Annotated in this window: 14 protein-coding genes; 10 read left to right on the top strand and 4 right to left on the bottom strand. The window is 54.9% G+C overall.

From position 1 onward, the window contains the following. Positions 1–405: 405 nt before the first annotated feature. From B2R48_RS14790 to B2R48_RS14765, 6 genes are read left to right on the top strand one after another with little or no spacing between them, the layout of a single operon-like run. Positions 406–1995, top strand: coding sequence for an ABC transporter substrate-binding protein (locus tag B2R48_RS14790; RefSeq protein WP_213472730.1), 1590 nt, complete (start codon positions 406–408; stop codon positions 1993–1995). A gap of 26 nt (positions 1996–2021) precedes the next feature. Continuing rightward, positions 2022–3089, top strand: coding sequence for an ABC transporter permease (locus B2R48_RS14785; protein ID WP_297001881.1), 1068 nt, complete (start codon positions 2022–2024; stop codon positions 3087–3089). A 2-nt stretch (positions 3090–3091) separates the two neighbouring features. After that, positions 3092–4024, top strand: coding sequence for a nickel transporter permease (gene nikC / locus B2R48_RS14780; protein WP_213472728.1), 933 nt, complete (start codon positions 3092–3094; stop codon positions 4022–4024). Between the two features lie 2 nt (positions 4025–4026). Beyond that, entirely contained in the window at positions 4027–4869 is an 843-nt protein-coding gene (locus tag B2R48_RS14775; RefSeq protein ID WP_297001878.1) for an ABC transporter ATP-binding protein, read from the top strand. Between the two features lie 11 nt (positions 4870–4880). Beyond that, positions 4881–5645, top strand: coding sequence for an ABC transporter ATP-binding protein (locus B2R48_RS14770; RefSeq protein ID WP_297001876.1), 765 nt, complete (start codon positions 4881–4883; stop codon positions 5643–5645). An 11-nt stretch (positions 5646–5656) separates the two neighbouring features. Next, positions 5657–6706 carry a dipeptidase gene (locus tag B2R48_RS14765; protein WP_297001872.1) on the top strand — a complete coding sequence of 350 codons (1050 nt, stop codon included), beginning with the start codon at positions 5657–5659 and terminating at the stop codon, positions 6704–6706. Positions 6707–6721: 15 nt separating this feature from the next. On the opposite strand, the gene qhpR is transcribed toward B2R48_RS14765, so the two are convergent. After that, on the bottom strand, positions 6722–7756 hold the full coding sequence (qhpR, locus tag B2R48_RS14760) for an AraC-like transcriptional regulator QhpR (protein ID WP_297001870.1): 1035 nt from the start codon (positions 7754–7756) through the stop codon (positions 6722–6724). 352 nt (positions 7757–8108) lie between these two features. Here qhpR and B2R48_RS14755 point away from each other — a divergent pair, with 352 nt between their 5' ends. Together B2R48_RS14755 and B2R48_RS14750 are read left to right on the top strand one after the other, a co-directional pair. After that, positions 8109–10037: a primary-amine oxidase gene (locus B2R48_RS14755; RefSeq protein WP_297001867.1), complete on the top strand. Its 1929-nt coding sequence runs from the start codon at positions 8109–8111 to the stop codon at positions 10035–10037. A gap of 30 nt (positions 10038–10067) precedes the next feature. Next, positions 10068–10853, top strand: coding sequence for a sulfite exporter TauE/SafE family protein (locus B2R48_RS14750; RefSeq protein WP_297001864.1), 786 nt, complete (start codon positions 10068–10070; stop codon positions 10851–10853). On the opposite strand, the gene B2R48_RS14745 is transcribed toward B2R48_RS14750, so the two are convergent. Both B2R48_RS14745 and B2R48_RS14740 read right to left on the bottom strand, forming a co-directional pair. Further along, a complete protein-coding gene (locus B2R48_RS14745) occupies positions 10850–11269 on the bottom strand; it encodes a hypothetical protein (protein WP_297001861.1) in 420 nt (139 codons plus the stop codon). The genes B2R48_RS14750 and B2R48_RS14745 overlap by 4 nt on opposite strands. 41 nt (positions 11270–11310) lie before the next feature. Beyond that, positions 11311–11736, bottom strand: coding sequence for an acyl-CoA thioesterase (locus tag B2R48_RS14740; protein WP_062957805.1), 426 nt, complete (start codon positions 11734–11736; stop codon positions 11311–11313). A gap of 295 nt (positions 11737–12031) precedes the next feature. Between B2R48_RS14740 and parE the strand changes: the two genes are divergently transcribed. Then, complete coding sequence (gene parE / locus B2R48_RS14735; protein ID WP_062957804.1) at positions 12032–14014, top strand: DNA topoisomerase IV subunit B; 1983 nt, start codon at positions 12032–12034, stop codon at positions 14012–14014. A gap of 230 nt (positions 14015–14244) precedes the next feature. On the opposite strand, the gene B2R48_RS14730 is transcribed toward parE, so the two are convergent. Beyond that, positions 14245–14946 (bottom strand): outer membrane protein, encoded by a 702-nt coding sequence (locus B2R48_RS14730; protein WP_297001853.1) that lies wholly within the window; start codon positions 14944–14946, stop codon positions 14245–14247. 165 nt (positions 14947–15111) lie between these two features. Between B2R48_RS14730 and B2R48_RS14725 the strand changes: the two genes are divergently transcribed. After that, positions 15112–16032, top strand: coding sequence for a glutaminase (locus tag B2R48_RS14725; RefSeq protein WP_297001850.1), 921 nt, complete (start codon positions 15112–15114; stop codon positions 16030–16032). Positions 16033–16074: the final 42 nt, after the last annotated feature.

Here is a 16074-nt window from a genome sequence, read left to right as displayed (position 1 = left end):
CCTGATTGGGAATGACGTACAAAAAAAGCGCCACGGTTTTTCCGCTGGCGCTTTTTTGTTTCTCACCCTGATTTTCCGGTAACGACATCGCCATAGCCGCCGGGGTGAAGCAATGAACGCATCACACAACCGCAAATCAACAGTTTGGCCGCAGATTCTGTCTTTTGAACATTTAGACAGCAATCCTGACCGACTGGTCATTGATTAATCGTATAAATTATGCTCAGCTTCACAGGCACTAAGCGAACACCTGCAGGCCGCCCCACAAATTTTCGGGCCTGAAGGCGTCGACCGAACCCCGGATAGCTACAAGCCTGACCCTGTCTTCTTTTGGCCAATCCAATCGATCGCCTATCAGCCCGCCCAGTGGCCTGCAGTCCCACAACAACAAACGGGAGGCGCATCATGCGCAAATTTATCGCAGGGCTGGTCATGGGGACCGCGCTCGCTACCGCACCGATGATGGCACAGGCGGAAACGCCGAAAAATGCCCTTGTCATGGCGTTTGCCATTGATGACATCATCACGCTGGATCCGGCTCAGATTTTCGAGTTTTCGGGTGCTGAATATGCCGGGAACACCTATGACCGCCTGATCGGTTTCGACAATGACGATGTGTCGAAGATCTATGGTGTCGTTGCCGAAAGCTGGGACGTCTCGGAAGACGGCAAGACCTTTACCTTCAAAATCCGCGACGGTATCGAATTCGCGTCGGGCAATGACCTGACCGCCGAAGACGCCGCCTTCTCCTTGCAGCGTGTGATCCTGCTGGATCAGTCGCCGGCCTTTATCCTCGGCCAGTTCGGTTTCACCGCCGAAAACGTCAAGGAAAAGATCTATGCCAAGGACGATTCCACCCTCGTCATGGAAGTCGACAAACCTTACGCACCGAGCTTCGTGCTTTACTGCCTGACCGCAGGCGTTGGTGCGGTTGTCGACAAGGAAGAAGTCCTTGCCCACGAGGTCGACGGTGACCTTGGTCATGAATGGCTTAAAACCAACTATGCCGGTTCTGGCCCGTTCAAGCTCAACAAATGGACCGCAGGTGAAAGCCTGAGCCTGACCGCCAACGAAGATTACTGGGACGGCGCGCCGGCAATGAAGCGCGTCATCATTCAGAGCGTCAAGGAAGCCGCAGCTCAGCAGCTTCTGCTTGAAAAAGGCGATATCGACATCGCCCGCAACCTCGAAGCCGATCAGCTGGCCGCCATTTCCGACAATGACGACATCAAGCTGCTTTCCAAAGGCAAAGGCGCGCTCTGGTATCTCGGTCTGTCACAGAAAAACGAATATCTGTCGAACCCGAAAGTCCGCGAAGCCCTGAAATACCTTGTCGATTACAAGGGCATTTCCGAAACCATCCTGGCTGGTCGTTCGCAGATCCATCAGGCCTTCCTGCCAGAAGGTTTCCTTGGTGCCTACAACGAGAACCCCTACTCGCTTGATATCGAGAAAGCCAAAGCTCTTCTGGCCGAAGCCGGTTACCCGGACGGTTTCAGCGTAACCATGGATACTCGTAACACCACCTCGATCATGGCAATGGCACAGTCGATTCAGGCAACCTGGGCACAGGCTGGTATCAATCTGGAAATCATTCCGGGTGATGGCAAACAGACCCTGACCAAGTACCGCGCACGTCAGCACGATATCTATATCGGTCGCTGGGGCCCGGACTATCAGGATCCGCACACCAACGCATCGACCTTCGCGTGGAACCCGGATAACTCGGCTGATGCCGATGCCAAGCCGCTTGCATGGCGCAACTCCTGGGATGCCGGTGATCTGACGGCGAAAACCGATGCCGCCACCCTTGAGCGCGACGATGCCAAACGTGCAGCGATGTATGTCGATCTTCAAAAAGAAGTTCTGGAAAACGGTCCGTTCGTGATCATGTTCCAGGAAACCGAGATCGCATCCATGCGCGGCAATGTGAACAACTTCGTCCTCGGTCCGTCATTCGATAACAACTATTATCGTTACGTCACCAAAGACTAATCTCGACGAAGGAGACAACGGTCGTAATGTCCGCTGTTAATCGCAATAAACGGGACGGGCGCAACCGCGCCCGTTTCGCTTCCCGCCACGCGGCAACTGTCCTGCGGCTGGTCTTTTCACTCGCCATTACATTCTTTGGCCTGCTGCTTGTCACCTTCCTGATCGGTCGCGTCTTGCCGATTGATCCGGTTCTGGCCGCGGTTGGTGACCGTGCTCCGCAAGCTGTCTATGACCGCGTGCGCGAGGAAATGGGTCTTAACCTGCCGCTTTGGCAGCAATTCTTTATCTATATTTCCAATGTCCTGCAGGGCAATTTTGGTCAATCGGTGCTGACATCGAATTCCGTGCTTGATGATATCAAGCGCGTGTTTCCGGCAACGCTTGAACTGGCAACCCTTGCAACCATTATCGGTGTATTGCTTGGTATCCCGGCTGGCGTGTTTGCCGCCATCAACAAGGGAAAATGGCCTGATCACGTCGTTCGCGTGATTGGTCTGGCCGGTTATTCGATGCCGATCTTCTGGCTGGGTCTGATGGGGCTTCTGGTGTTTTACATGAAGCTTGACTGGGTCGCTGGTCCGGGACGCCTTGATTCGTTTTATGTCGATTTCATCGAACCGACGACCGGTCTGATGCTGGTTGACACCCTGATCGAAGGCGACATGGACCTGTTCTGGAATGCGGTCTCACACATTATCTTGCCCGCCTCGATCCTGGCCTATTTCTCTTTGGCCTATATCGCGCGCATGACACGTTCCTTCATGCTCGAACAGCTAAGCCAGGAATACATCCTGACCGCACGGGTCAAAGGCATTTCCGAACACCGCATCATCTGGCGTCACGCTCTTGGCAATGTCATGGTGCCGCTGGTAACCGTGATTGCGCTGTCATACGCCAACCTGCTCGAAGGATCGGTTCTGACCGAAATCATCTTCGCATGGCCGGGCCTTGGTCTTTACATCACCAACTCATTGCTCAATGCCGATATGAACGCAGTTCTTGGTGGCACGATTGTTGTGGGTGCGGTCTTTATTGGCGTGAACATGCTTTCTGACGTGCTCTACCGCCTGCTCGACCCCAGAGCGCGGAGATAATCATGACAACACAGACAAATACTTCGCAAACACCGCCAACCGGCCTGAAACAATGGCTGACATCCGACACGCCAAAATCACGTTGGCAGGCCAAATGCGGCCGCGCATGGCTCGGCTGGATCAAGTTCACCGAAAACCGTCTTGCCATGATCGGGCTTTCGATTGTCATCGGCCTTATTCTGGTAACGATCTTTGCCCCGCTTCTGGCCCCGTATGACCCCTTGGCAGCTGATCTTACCAACCGTATTCAACCGCCCAGCGCCGAACACTGGTTCGGTACGGATCAATTGGGCCGCGACATCCTGTCGCGTCTGATCTATGGCGCGCAATATACGCTTCTCATTGTGGCGCTTGTTGCCATTACCGCGGCCCCGCTTGGTCTTCTGGTCGGCACGGCTGCTGGCTATTTCGGGGGCTGGATTGATGCCACACTGATGCGCATCACCGATATCTTTCTGGCCTTCCCGAAACTGATCCTGGCACTGGCATTCGTCTCGGCGCTTGGACCGGGATTGGAAAACGCCATTCTTGCCATCGCAATTACCGCATGGCCGCCCTATGCCCGTATCGCGCGTGCAGAAACCATTACGGTACGCAAATCAGACTTCATCGAAGCCGCACGTCTTCAGGGCGCATCAAACATGGGGCTGATTTCCGGTCACATCATGCCGATGTGCATCAGCTCGCTCGTCGTGCGTGTCACGCTTGATATGGCGGGGATGATCCTGATTGCTGCTGGTCTTGGCTTCCTCGGCCTTGGTGCACAGCCACCGATGCCTGAATGGGGCGCGATGGTTTCCGATGGTCGTCAGTTCCTGCTTGAACAATGGTGGGTGGCCACGGTTCCGGGCCTTGCCATCTTCATCGTCAGCCTTGGCTTCAACCTTCTGGGTGATGGCCTGCGTGATGTTCTTGACCCGCGTGGAGGCGATTGATCATGTCCAGTGAAACCCTTCTGTCGGTCAAAAACCTAGAAGTCACCTTCAACACGCCCAAGGGCGATGTCCATGCCGTGCGTGGTGTGTCGTTTGACCTTGGCCGTGAACGGCTTGGTATCGTTGGCGAATCAGGGTCTGGCAAATCCCAGACCGGGCGCGCCATTCTTGGCCTGACTGCGGCCAACGGCAAGATCACCGCCGATCAGCTGCAATTTCATGATGTCGATCTGGCAAACCTTACGCCCAAACAATGGCGCAAGGTACGCGGTGCGCGCATTTCCATGATCATGCAGGATCCGAAATATTCGCTGAACCCTGTGATGACCATTGGCGATCAGATCATCGAGGCCTACCGCGAACACCACAAGGTGAATGCCAAGGAAGCCCGCCACCGCGCGATTGATATGCTTGATGCGGTTAAAATCCGCGATCCGGAGCGCGTGTTTAACTCCTACCCGCACGAAGTATCCGGCGGTATGGGACAGCGCGTCATGATCGCCATGATGCTGATCCCCGATCCTGAACTGATCATTGCCGATGAACCGACATCGGCCCTTGATGTCACCGTGCAGCTTCAGGTGATGGCGATCCTTGATGATCTGGTGCGCGATCGGGGCATGGCGCTGATTTTCATCAGCCACGACCTGCAACTGGTTTCAAGCTTCTGCGACCGTGTGCTGGTGATGTATCAGGGTCACGTGGTCGAGGAAATCAAGGCATCCGCCCTGCACGAAGCCAAACACCCCTACACCAAGGGGCTTTTGAACTGCTTGCCGAAAATGGATGGCGATCATTCTGATCTGCCGATCCTTGAACGCGAAGCAAGCTGGGCCGAAGGGTAAGGGGTAGTTACATGATTGAAATCAACAAACTCAATGCCTGGTTTGACGACAACCACGTTCTCAAGGATGTCGACATCAAGGTCCCGAAGAACGGCTCTTTCGGTTTGGTCGGTGAATCGGGTTCGGGCAAATCAACGGTGCTGCGCACCATCACCGGTCTGGTCGATGACTGGGAAGGCCAGATCCTTGTCAATAACAAGGAACTTGGTCCCACGCGCGACAAGACATTCTATCGCCTTGCGCAAATGGTGTTTCAGGACCCGTTCGGGTCGCTGCATCCGCGCCACACCATCGACCGCATCCTGACCGAACCGGTCAATATCCACGGGCTTGGCGATTCCGATGCCCGCGTGGTGCAGGCCCTTGATCAGGTCGGGCTCGATAACTCGTTCCGCTTCCGCTATCCCCATCAGCTTTCCGGTGGGCAGCGCCAGCGTGTCGCGATTGCCCGCGCCCTGATCCTTGAACCCAAGATCCTGTTGCTTGATGAACCGACCTCGGCCCTTGATGTGTCCATTCAGGCCGAAGTCCTTAATCTTCTGTCACGCTTGCGCCGGGAACTTGGCCTGACCTACATTATGGTCAGTCACGACCTCGCCGTGGTGGCCCATATGTGCGACGATATCGCCATCATGAACCATGGCCGCATCGTCGAACGCGCCACGGCCAGCCAACTGGCAGATGGCAGACTTGAACACCCCTATTCCCAACAGCTCTACAAGGCTGCTGGCGGCTATGACCGCGCTGTCATCGACAGCTTTGTTGACTGGGACTGACCGGAGAAACCATGACTTCTGCCTCCACACTAAGCTTCGCAACGCCCTTCGCCCCCGCTGACAGCAAACTTGCGAACTACAAGCGACAACACACCCCCGCTTTCACATGGGATGCCCATGCCTGCCTGCCGCTTGATGAAAAGACACCCATAGACCTGCTTGATACCTATGTCGCCGGTCATATCGACTATGTCTGCGTCAATGTCGGTATGGATATGAACAGCATTGCGCATATCCTGCGCGTGATCGCCGCCTTCCGCGCCAAGATCGCCGCCCACCCCGACAAATACATGCAGATCGAAAGTTTCGAGGATCTGGCGATTGCCAAATCCAAGGGGCTGCTCGGCGTCGGGTTCGATCTTGAAGGCTCTGTCATGCTGCAAGACATGCCAGAAATGGTGCCGGTCTTTGCCAAGCTTGGCGTCAAGCAGATCCACTTTGCCTATAACCGCAACAATTCGGTCTCCGGGGGCTGTCATGATGTTGATATCCCGCTGACCGACCTTGGTGTTGAAATGGTCAAGGCCGTGAATGCCAGCGGCATGATCATGGATTGCTCCCACACCGGACGGCAAAGCTCGCTTGATATCATGCGGGTCTCATCCAAACCGGTCGTCTTCAGCCACGCCAATCCCAAAGAATTGGGTGGTCATGAACGCTGCATCGATGATGAACAGATCAAGGCGTGCGCCGATACCGGGGGCGTGATCGGCATTTGCGGTTTCCAGCGTTTCATCAAATCCAAAAACGCACCGGAAGTCCCCGACATGATCCGCCACATCAAATATGCGGTTGATCTGGTCGGGGTTGATCATGTCGGTATCGGGCTTGATACCATGCCATCCGTCGCCGGGACCAACGACTTCCCGGACGGGGTGGACAAGGACTTCTATTGGCCCGCCGCCAGTGGCTACGGCCCTGCGGCCGGTGGGGCTGCGGTGTTCGACCCGCGCAAACTCCCTGCCCTTGCAGATGCCCTGATTTCGACCGGTTATTCAGCCGATAACGTCGATAAAATCATGGGCCAAAACTTCATCCGCGTTGCCAAGGCAAGCTGGTAGAAAATCAGCCGAGCACTAGACACCGATTTCGCCCCGGGACAGTTCACGCCTGAATTGTCCCGGCGATGTGCCGGTCATCGCCTTGAAGCCACGACTGAATGCTGACAGTTCGCTATATCCCAGATGTTCGGCGATATCGGGGATCGGAAGATCGGTCAGGCGCAGCATGTCACTGGCAATGCCACCGCGCACCTCTTCACGAATTTTGCGAAAACTTGTGCCTTCCTGATCAAGTTCGCGCTGGAAACTGCGCAGGCTCATGGAAAACTCATCGGCCGCATCATGGACATCGATCTGACGATGCCGGCAAAGGGTTGCCACAATCCACGCCTTGGTCGCGGTTGGCAGATCGACATTCTGTTTCAGGCGTTCGGCGCGGGTTTGGAATTCATTGACCAGTTGCCAATGTCGCTCCGGGTCGGCGTTTTTCATCGGTTTGTTTAAAAGATGCGCTGGCAGGAAAAGCGCGTTCTCGCGCTGGCCCAAACGCACCGGACATTTGAAATGATTCTGAAAAATGCCTAATCCACGGTCATTTCGGTGTTCAAAATCAATGCAGTTGGGCTGCCAACCATCGCCCAGTGCTGCTGATAACAGCGAGTGAAATGACGCTTCGCTGAATATCGCATCCTGCGTTCGGGTACGTACGGCATGCTCGGCAATGCGGTAAGACAGCTTCGCCTGACCATCCTCGACCGACAGTGAAAAAGATGTGCTGCCCTGAAGGGTCGGGAAAAATCGCGCGAATTTTTCAAGTCCGTGACCAAGGGTCGGTGCGGTCAAAACCATCTCGGCATGTTTGCCAAGACCGCGATAACCCCATGTATCGCCAAGGAATAATCCCAATGCCGGATTGTTTGTCGCGTCCGAGGCCAGCTCCAGCATCGTGGTAAATATCATCAAGGGCGTTGATTGCGGCGACATGAAAAGCCCCGCCCCGGCAAGACCCGCACGCGCAGAAAGCCCCACATGATCGATGCCGGACTCACCAAGCATTCCCATCACGCTGTTTAGAACCGAACGGTCAATGGCACCCGAAACACGTTTCATGGGTTATCCATTCCATGGGCAGTTACACATCAATGCATTCAATTGACGTGCCAATTGAACGACACCTGCCCGTCTGATGCCAGCCGCACCGATCATTTTGGCACCAAATGTCAAATACACAGCACCGCGCTTTGGCTAGCGTTTTGGAAATAGAAAAATACAAAATCGCCGATCAGGGAACTCGCGCTTATTCGACATCCCCCGATGGTCAAACGCGTTTTTCGGCATTTGCCTGAAGTCTAGGGAACAACGTCCATTCACCCCCTCCGCGCCACCAACGCGGTTGTCAAATACCTGTGCCCGGCCGGTTTGACCGGCCCGTGATCAGACACCTTCATCAGGGAGAAAAAGAATGGATAAATGTTGCAGCAGTGAAAAGGTCGAAGTCACCCACCCGCTTCAGCCCCTTACGGCCGAGGAAATCATCAAGGTCGCCGACATCGTGCGTGCGGACCCGCCTTACGGTGACAACACCCTGTTTGAAACCATCGAACTGATGGAACCCGAAAAGGACGAACTGACCGACTTCAAGTCGGGTGACACGATCAAGCGCAAGGCACGCGTCAATGTTTTTGATGCGACCAAGGTCAGCGTTACCAAACTTGTCCTTGATCTTGATGCAGAAAAGATCATCTCGGCCAAGGAACTGCCGGGCAAACGCCCGATGATCCAGCTTGAACAGTTTGTCGAGATCGAGGAAATCGTCTGTTCCGACCCGACCTTCATCGAAGCCTGCAGAAAACGCGGCATCACCGACATGTCCATGGTCTGCGTCGATCCATGGTCAGCGGGCAATTTCGGCAAGCCCGGCGAAGAAGGCCGCCATCTGGCCCACGTATTCTGCTGGCTGCGCAAACGCGAAAATTCCAACTTCTATGCCAACCCGATCGAAGGCCTTAATGCGGTTGTCGACTTGCTGTCCAAGGAAGTCATTCGGGTTGATGATTACGGCGGCGCGCCCATCCCCGAGGCCGAAGTGAACTACGAGGCCGATTTCTTCGAAGAGGACGAATTCCAGCCAAAGGCCAAACCGATCAATGTCGTTCAGCCCGAAGGTGTGAACTTCAAAATGGACGGCAACAAGATCACCTGGCGCAACTGGGAACTGGTGATCGGTTTCAACGCCCGTGAATCGCTGACCCTGCATGACATCAAGTTCAATGGCCGCCCGATTGTCCACCGCGCCTCCATCGTTGAAATGACCGTGCCCTATGGCAGCCCCGATAACGGCCATTATCGCAAGAACGTCTTTGATATCGGCGAATACGGCATCGGCAAGCTGGCCAATTCCCTGACATTGGGTTGCGACTGCCTTGGCGTGATCAAGTATCTTGATGTCACGCTCAATACGATGAATGGCGAACCCTGGACGATTGAAAATGCCATCTGCATCCACGAAGAGGACGCAGGTCTTTTGTGGAAACATATGGATTTCCGCACCGAACGCACCGAAAGCCGCCGCAACGCCAAGCTGGTAATTTCCACCATCTGTACCGTCGGCAACTATGAATATGCGCTGTACTGGTACCTGTTCCTTGACGGCATGATCGAATTTGAGGTCAAGGCAACCGGCATCATCAACACCGCTGCCTGCCTGCCGGGTCAGCCCGGCAAATATGCCGTTGAAGTTTCACCCGGTGTTGCCGGTCAGATCCATCAGCACATCCTGTGTACGCGGCTTGATATGGCGATTGATGGCTATGGCAACAGTCCGGTCGAATGCAATACCTTTGCCGAGGAACCGGGACCGGAAAATCCATATGGCAACGCGTTCTTTGAAAAGGAAACCGTGCTCGAATCCGAACTGGCTGCGGCACGCAGAACCAACCCGGCGTCACAGCGTTACTGGAAGGTGGTTAACCCCAACAAGCTTGGCAAAACCGGCCGCCCGGTGGGCTACAAGCTTGATGCCACCAACTGCGTGACGCCGTTTATCAATCCGGAATATCCATCGGGCAAACGCGCAAGCTTCATTGAAAACCATGTCTGGTTCACCGCCTATGATCCAGAGGAACGCTTCCCCGCCGGTGATTTCATGAACCATTCCGATGGCCGGGGCGGGCTTACCGATTTCATCAAAAAGGACCGTGCGCTTCAGAATACCGATCTGGTTATGTGGCATGTCTTTGGCCTGCACCATCAGGTCCGCATGGAAGACTTCCCGGTTCAGCCCTGTGTCACCACCGGGTTCAAGCTGATGCCGATGGGCTTCTTTGACGGCAATCCGGGCATCAATCTGCCGCCGGAAAAGAACGATGCCAGTTGCCCGGCAAAATGCTGATCTGATCAACACCCATCAGGACATGTCACCTTGTCGATCAGCTATGTGATCATCAGCGGCCTTTTGCTGGGTCTTGCCAGCAGCCTGCATTGCGCGGGGATGTGCGGGGCAATTGCCTCGAACATCCTTGCCGCATGCGGCCTGCATAAAGGTCCCGCAAAACGGCAATTCCGCGCCCTTGTCCTGATGCAGGCGGGACGCAGTACGACCTATATTCTGGCGGGCCTGCTTGTTGGCGGGGTTGGCGGCATGTTTGACGCCCTTCTGGTCACAGCGGGCTGGCAATCGGTGCTGCGTGTACTTTCCGGTCTGGTGGTGATCTATTCCGGGCTGGCCGTCATCGGCATCGCCCCGGCACTCCACCACCTTGATCGCCTGATCCCGAAATTCCTGTTTCAAACCACCCTGCGCCCGGCGCTGGCAGGCACCCCTGCCACTGGGCACACGTCGCCAGCTGAACAAACCATGCGATCACCAAATCCCGCGCCCCATGCATTCCGGGCCGGGATTGGTAATTTTTCGTTCGGCGCGGCACTTGGACTTACACCCTGTGCGATGGTCTATAACGCGCTTCTGACCGCGATGATGACGGGCACTGTTGCCAGAGCCGGTTTGTTCATGGCCTGCTTTGCGCTTGCCGCCCTGCCCGCTGTCGTCTTTGCCGCCCTTGGCATCAGCTTCCTGAAACGTTCAGCGTCACGTGATTATGCGGGAGATTTCATTAGGAAGATGATTGCCTGCGCACTTGTTGCGGTCGGAATGCTGACCCTTGCCCCACCGGCCATGGATTTGATTGCGCTTTGCCTGCCCGTTTAATCCGAAACAGTCACCGTCTGGCCGACCTCTGCCGGCAATTCAATATACAGCTCCGCACCACCAAATTCATGCACCAGATCACCGGCCCTGAGCGTAACGCCGGTAATTTCAGCCGGGATGGAAACACCGGATAGAGACCGGGTAAAGGGCTGCTCATTGACATGCGGATGGGCCAGAATCCGTTCCCCAATAATGGCGCCATCCGGCCCGATCACCTGCCAGACATTGGCATAATGATCCCAGCCGGTGTCGTCATGCGCAACCGTCACGTCAAACCGATAGGTCTCATCGCCGGTTTTCGTCGCCGTGGCGGCAACCACATCGGCCTCCCCGGCATCGGCAGTGATCGAAAAGAACAAAGCCCCGCCAACCAAAACCAGACGGGTCATCACATGGGACACGGCGCGGCTCTGCATGGCGGGGCTCCTGAATTTGGTTTGGTCTGGCCCTGTTTGGCTTAGGCTTCTGCCTCGTCACGGCGGACCTGACGCGGGCGACCTTCGGCGTCGATGGCAACAAAGGTAAAGGTCGCTTCGGTCACCTTGATGCGTGGCGGCTGATTCTTGCGCAGCACCCAGCTTTCAAGATGCAGCACCATTGATGTATTGCCGATACGCTCGATATCACCATACACACAAACGGTATCGCCGACATAGACCGGACGGTGGAATGTCATGCCATCGACTGCGATCGTCGCAACACGCCCTTCGGCAATCTGGCTTGCCAGCACGCCGCCGGCAATATCCATCTGCGACATCAGCCAGCCACCGAAAATATCGCCACTGGGGTTTGTATCTTTGGGCATGGCAAGGGTGCGGGTACACAAATCACCGCGCGGCATGGTGCTTTCCGCAAAAAGGGATTGCTCTTTATCTGTCGCCATCAGGCTCACTCCTGTTTGCGACATGTCTGTTTCGACATGTCATTTTTTTATTGGACCTCCCGGTCGCGGTTTTCTGCATCCTGGCTTTGCGAAAATATGGTCGGATTTGGCGACCACCACTTGCATTGGATTCAAAAACACATTTTTATGGTCGTTGCGCACCGATCCTATGGTACGAACCGACAAAGATATGGTACTCGTTTAGCGCCAAGGCTTCCAAGCCCTGAATATCGAAGAACAGATATACGGTATTGGGCCTTGTTTTAACACAATAAAAGAAGTTGCGTTCCGGGGCATGACCGACCTTTTTGAAGATTCAAACCAGTCCACCGACAAAGCCTATTCCGCCAAGGATATTGAAGTTCTCGAGGGCCTTGAGCCCGTCCGTCGACGCCCCGGTATGTATATCGGCGGCACCGATGATGCAGCACTGCACCATCTCGTCGCGGAAATTCTCGATAACTCCATGGACGAAGCGGTCGCAGGCCACGCTGACTGGATCGAACTGGAACTGCAGCCAGACAATACGGTGCTGGTGCGCGATAACGGGCGCGGTATTCCGACCGACCCGCATCCGAAATTTCCGGACAAATCCGCGCTTGAAGTCATTCTGACCACCCTGCATTCGGGTGGTAAGTTCTCTGGCAAGGCGTATGAGACATCGGGCGGTTTGCACGGTGTTGGTATGTCTGTGGTGAACGCGCTGACCGAAAAGTTCCGCGTTGAAGTCTGCCGTGACCGCAAAATGGTGTTTCAGGAATACTCCAAAGGCACCCCGCTTGGTCCTTTGCAGGATGGCGGCGCGATCAACAATCGCCGCGGCACCACGGTTATCTTTAAACCCGACCCCGAGATTTTCGGCGCACGTGCCAAGCTCAAGGCAGCGACCATCTTCCGCATGGCGCGCTCCAAGGCCTATCTGTACAAGGGCGTTGAAATCCGCTGGTCGGTTGACCCGTCACTTCTGACCAGTGACGACCCGACCCCGCAGCAGGAAGTCCTGAAATTCCCCAACGGGATACTCGACTATCTGGAAATGACCCTTGAGGGCCGCGATCTTGTCACAGACCGCCCGTTCGCAGGCGAAGCCAAGTTCGCTGACAGTGCCGGTCGTGTCGAATGGGCAGTTGGCTGGCCCGAAAGCGGAGAAGGTTACTTCCATTCCTATTGTAACACCGTCCCGACCCCGCTTGGCGGCACGCACGAGGCTGGCTTCCGCTATGCCCTGACCAAGGCGATCAAGGCCTATGGCGATATGCTGGGCCAGAAAAAGGCATCGGCTATCACCGCCGAGGACGTCTTTGGCGGCGGCTGCATCATGCTTTCGGTCTTTATCCCCGATCCACAGTTTCAGGGCCAGACCAAGGAAAAGCTCGGCACGCAGGGTGCAACCAAACTGGTTGAAACCGCGGTCCGTGACCACTTTGACCACTGGCTGACCGGGGATACCGAAAACGCCAAGCGTCTGCTTGAACGCATCATCCTGCGCGCCGAAGAACGCCAGCGCCGCAAGGAGAAAAAAGAAACCAAGCGTCAGTCGGCCACCCGCCGCCTGCGTCTGCCGGGCAAGCTTGCCGACTGTTCGCGTTCCATCGCGGCGGGCACTGAAATCTTCCTCGTGGAGGGTGACTCCGCAGGTGGTTCTGCCAAGCAGGCCCGTGACCGCGAAACCCAGGCCGTCCTGCCGCTGCGCGGCAAGATCCTGAACGTCGCATCGGCGACCTATGAAAAGATGATGGCCAACCAGGAAATCAAGGACATGATCGAAGCCTTTGGCTGCGGTTCCGGGTCCGATTTCCGCCATAACGACCTGCGGTATGAACGCATCATCATCATGACCGATGCCGACGTCGATGGCGCGCATATCGCATCCCTTCTGATGACCTTCTTCTATCAGGAAATGCCCGGTCTGATCGAAAGCGGGAGTTTGTATCTTGCGATGCCGCCGCTCTATCGTCTGACACAGGGCGGCAAATCGGTCTACGCGATGGATGATGCCGAAAAAGAAGTCCTGATCGAAAGCGAGTTCAAGAACCGCAACAAGGTCGAGATTTCCCGCTTTAAAGGCCTGGGTGAAATGCCCCCGGCCCAGCTGCGTGAAACCACCATGGCCCCGAAAAAGCGCACATTGTTGCGCGTTACCCTGCCCGATGCAGCGGAACCGGATGCACGTGGTCAGACCAAGGATCTGGTGACCCGCCTGATGGGTAAAAAGCCGGAACTGCGTTTCCAGTTCATTCAGGAACATGCCCGCTTCGTCGAAGATATCGACGTCTGATCCCGAAAGCAGATTTCACCAGAAATCCTGACCGCGTGCGAGATGAGCTGTATGGTGATATTCTGATTTCTGCTCCCACGGACACGAAACAACCGCTAGCAATCCAATGCAGCGGTTGTTTCGGCTATGGATCAGCTACTTGATTATGAGACCGTCAAACGGTCCTGAATGCTCACCCCTAACCAAATGAGGGGACTAAGCATCTAACGAACCGTAAAGCTGAACGGTTATTAAAAAGAATAGCGCACACCAACCAACAGCGAACTAGACGAAACGTTACTATCTTCGTGCGTGTGCTCTCTAAACGTAAAAGAGCCAGATGAAATCGATGCCGATGGATTCAAGTCTGGATTGAAGACGTGGAAATACTGGTACTGTGTAAATAATTCAATATTTTCACCAACATTCCAGCCGATTCCTGCGGTCAGCTGACCGGCTGGTGCCCAATCGGAATCATCACTTTGGCCGAAGCTATCAATGATCTCAACTTCGACATGCGATATACCAACCCCTGCTCCGATATAAGGCCTAACAGAGGGTATACCTGCATCGAAGGCATAGGTTCCATTTACCATCAAGCTATTGCTCTTTACGAAACCATCAGTGCTTAAAACAGTACCTGTTGCTGCATTGTAATACCGTTCTGTATTGTTAGAACGGTGCGTATACTCAATATCGAACCGCAGGTTGTCATTGTACTTGTAACCAAATGCAACACCACCAGCATACTGGTGGTCAAACTTCATTTTTGTATTGATTGATGTACTGGTTGCACCGGTTGAGATAATACGTGAATTTTTAAGATCCGATGTCCTATTCAAACCACCGCTAGCCTGAACATACCAATCACCGGCATCTGCTTGGGCTGCCAGAGGCGAAAACATCACTAAGGAAAGGAAAGCCAAGTTGATTTTGAAGGCTTTCGCCAGCATGGTATATCTCTCCTTAGATTCATTCAGCCAAACAATTACTTAACCGCGAATTAAAAGTAATGCACAAGCTATCTCGCTTTTCAATTTTTTTGAACAATGTTGTCCGCACTGTCGGGATATACCGCTCTACTTTCATTCCCCAAATTGCTTAAACTGGATTGCATAGTGTCTCACGATTATGCTGCCATCCTTGAACAGATCGCTGACGAGGTTGCCAGGGCAGATTTCGCCACTGCCCGCAAGGCTGATTACATTCCCGCTCTTTCTGATGTGCCCGATGATCATTTTGCCATGGTCATCTGCGGCACCGATGGACAGGAATTTGCCATCGGCCACGCCGATTTGCCCTTCTCCATTCAAAGCATTTCAAAGATGTTCGCGCTTGTGCTGGCCCAGCGCGCACACGGCGACAACCTTTGGCAGGCCGTGCGCCGCGAACCGTCCGGTTCTGCCTTCAATTCCCTGATCCAACTCGAGCAGGAAAACGGCATACCGCGCAACCCGTTTATCAATGCTGGCGCCATCCGGGTCGCTGATCTGATCACGTCGCGCTATGCGAACCCGGATCGATCTGTTGCCGAATTTCTCGGGCAGCTTTGCGGCAATCCCGATATCCGCGTTGATAATGAAGTTTATATGTCTGAGGACCAGCACGGTGATCGCAACCGTGCCATTGCCTATCTGATGAAAAGCTTCGGCAAACTCGACAATCCTGTCGAAGACGTTGTACGCGCCTATTTCAAACAGTGTTCGGTCGCAATGACCGCCCGCGAACTGGCACGCGCCTGTCGCTTTCTGGCCTGCAGGGGTGTGGGCATGGATGGCAAACCTGTTATTACGGCCGAAGAAACCAGTCGCATCAACGCACTAATGCTGACATGCGGAATGTATGACGGGGTTGGCGACTTTGCCTTTACGGTTGGCATACCGGCAAAAAGCGGCGTCGGCGGCGGTATTATTGGCGTGGTTCCGGGTGAATTTTCGGTCTGCGTATGGTCGCCACGCCTCGATCAGCGGGGCAATTCGGCTGCTGGTATTCGCGCGCTGGAAATACTGATCCGCGCCATTGGCCGGTCGGTTTTCTAAAGATCGCACAGCGGTTTTGCTCTGCGCCTGACCGACCCGCAG

Origin of the sequence: Thalassospira sp. UBA848, from assembly GCF_002295455.1 — a bacterium.
Classification (GTDB): domain Bacteria; phylum Pseudomonadota; class Alphaproteobacteria; order Rhodospirillales; family Thalassospiraceae; genus Thalassospira.
Note: the sequence above shows the minus strand (reverse complement) of the source record. Positions and strands in the feature narration are given on the sequence as shown.

Bases quoted from the DNA above. Each gene is read 5' to 3' on its own strand.
- B2R48_RS14740 (WP_062957805.1), bottom strand. From the start codon at position 11,736: ATGGCGACAGATAAAGAGCAATCCCTTTTTGCGGAAAGCACCATGCCG.
- nikC (WP_213472728.1), top strand. From the start codon at position 3,092: ATGACAACACAGACAAATACTTCGCAAACACCGCCAACCGGCCTGAAA.
- B2R48_RS14730 (WP_297001853.1), bottom strand. From the start codon at position 14,946: ATGCTGGCGAAAGCCTTCAAAATCAACTTGGCTTTCCTTTCCTTAGTG.
- B2R48_RS14745 (WP_297001861.1), bottom strand. From the start codon at position 11,269: ATGCAGAGCCGCGCCGTGTCCCATGTGATGACCCGTCTGGTTTTGGTT.
- B2R48_RS14755 (WP_297001867.1), top strand. From the start codon at position 8,109: ATGGATAAATGTTGCAGCAGTGAAAAGGTCGAAGTCACCCACCCGCTT.
- B2R48_RS14785 (WP_297001881.1), top strand. From the start codon at position 2,022: ATGTCCGCTGTTAATCGCAATAAACGGGACGGGCGCAACCGCGCCCGT.
- B2R48_RS14765 (WP_297001872.1), top strand. From the start codon at position 5,657: ATGACTTCTGCCTCCACACTAAGCTTCGCAACGCCCTTCGCCCCCGCT.
- B2R48_RS14775 (WP_297001878.1), top strand. From the start codon at position 4,027: ATGTCCAGTGAAACCCTTCTGTCGGTCAAAAACCTAGAAGTCACCTTC.
- B2R48_RS14770 (WP_297001876.1), top strand. From the start codon at position 4,881: ATGATTGAAATCAACAAACTCAATGCCTGGTTTGACGACAACCACGTT.
- parE (WP_062957804.1), top strand. From the start codon at position 12,032: ATGACCGACCTTTTTGAAGATTCAAACCAGTCCACCGACAAAGCCTAT.
- B2R48_RS14790 (WP_213472730.1), top strand. From the start codon at position 406: ATGCGCAAATTTATCGCAGGGCTGGTCATGGGGACCGCGCTCGCTACC.
- qhpR (WP_297001870.1), bottom strand. From the start codon at position 7,756: ATGAAACGTGTTTCGGGTGCCATTGACCGTTCGGTTCTAAACAGCGTG.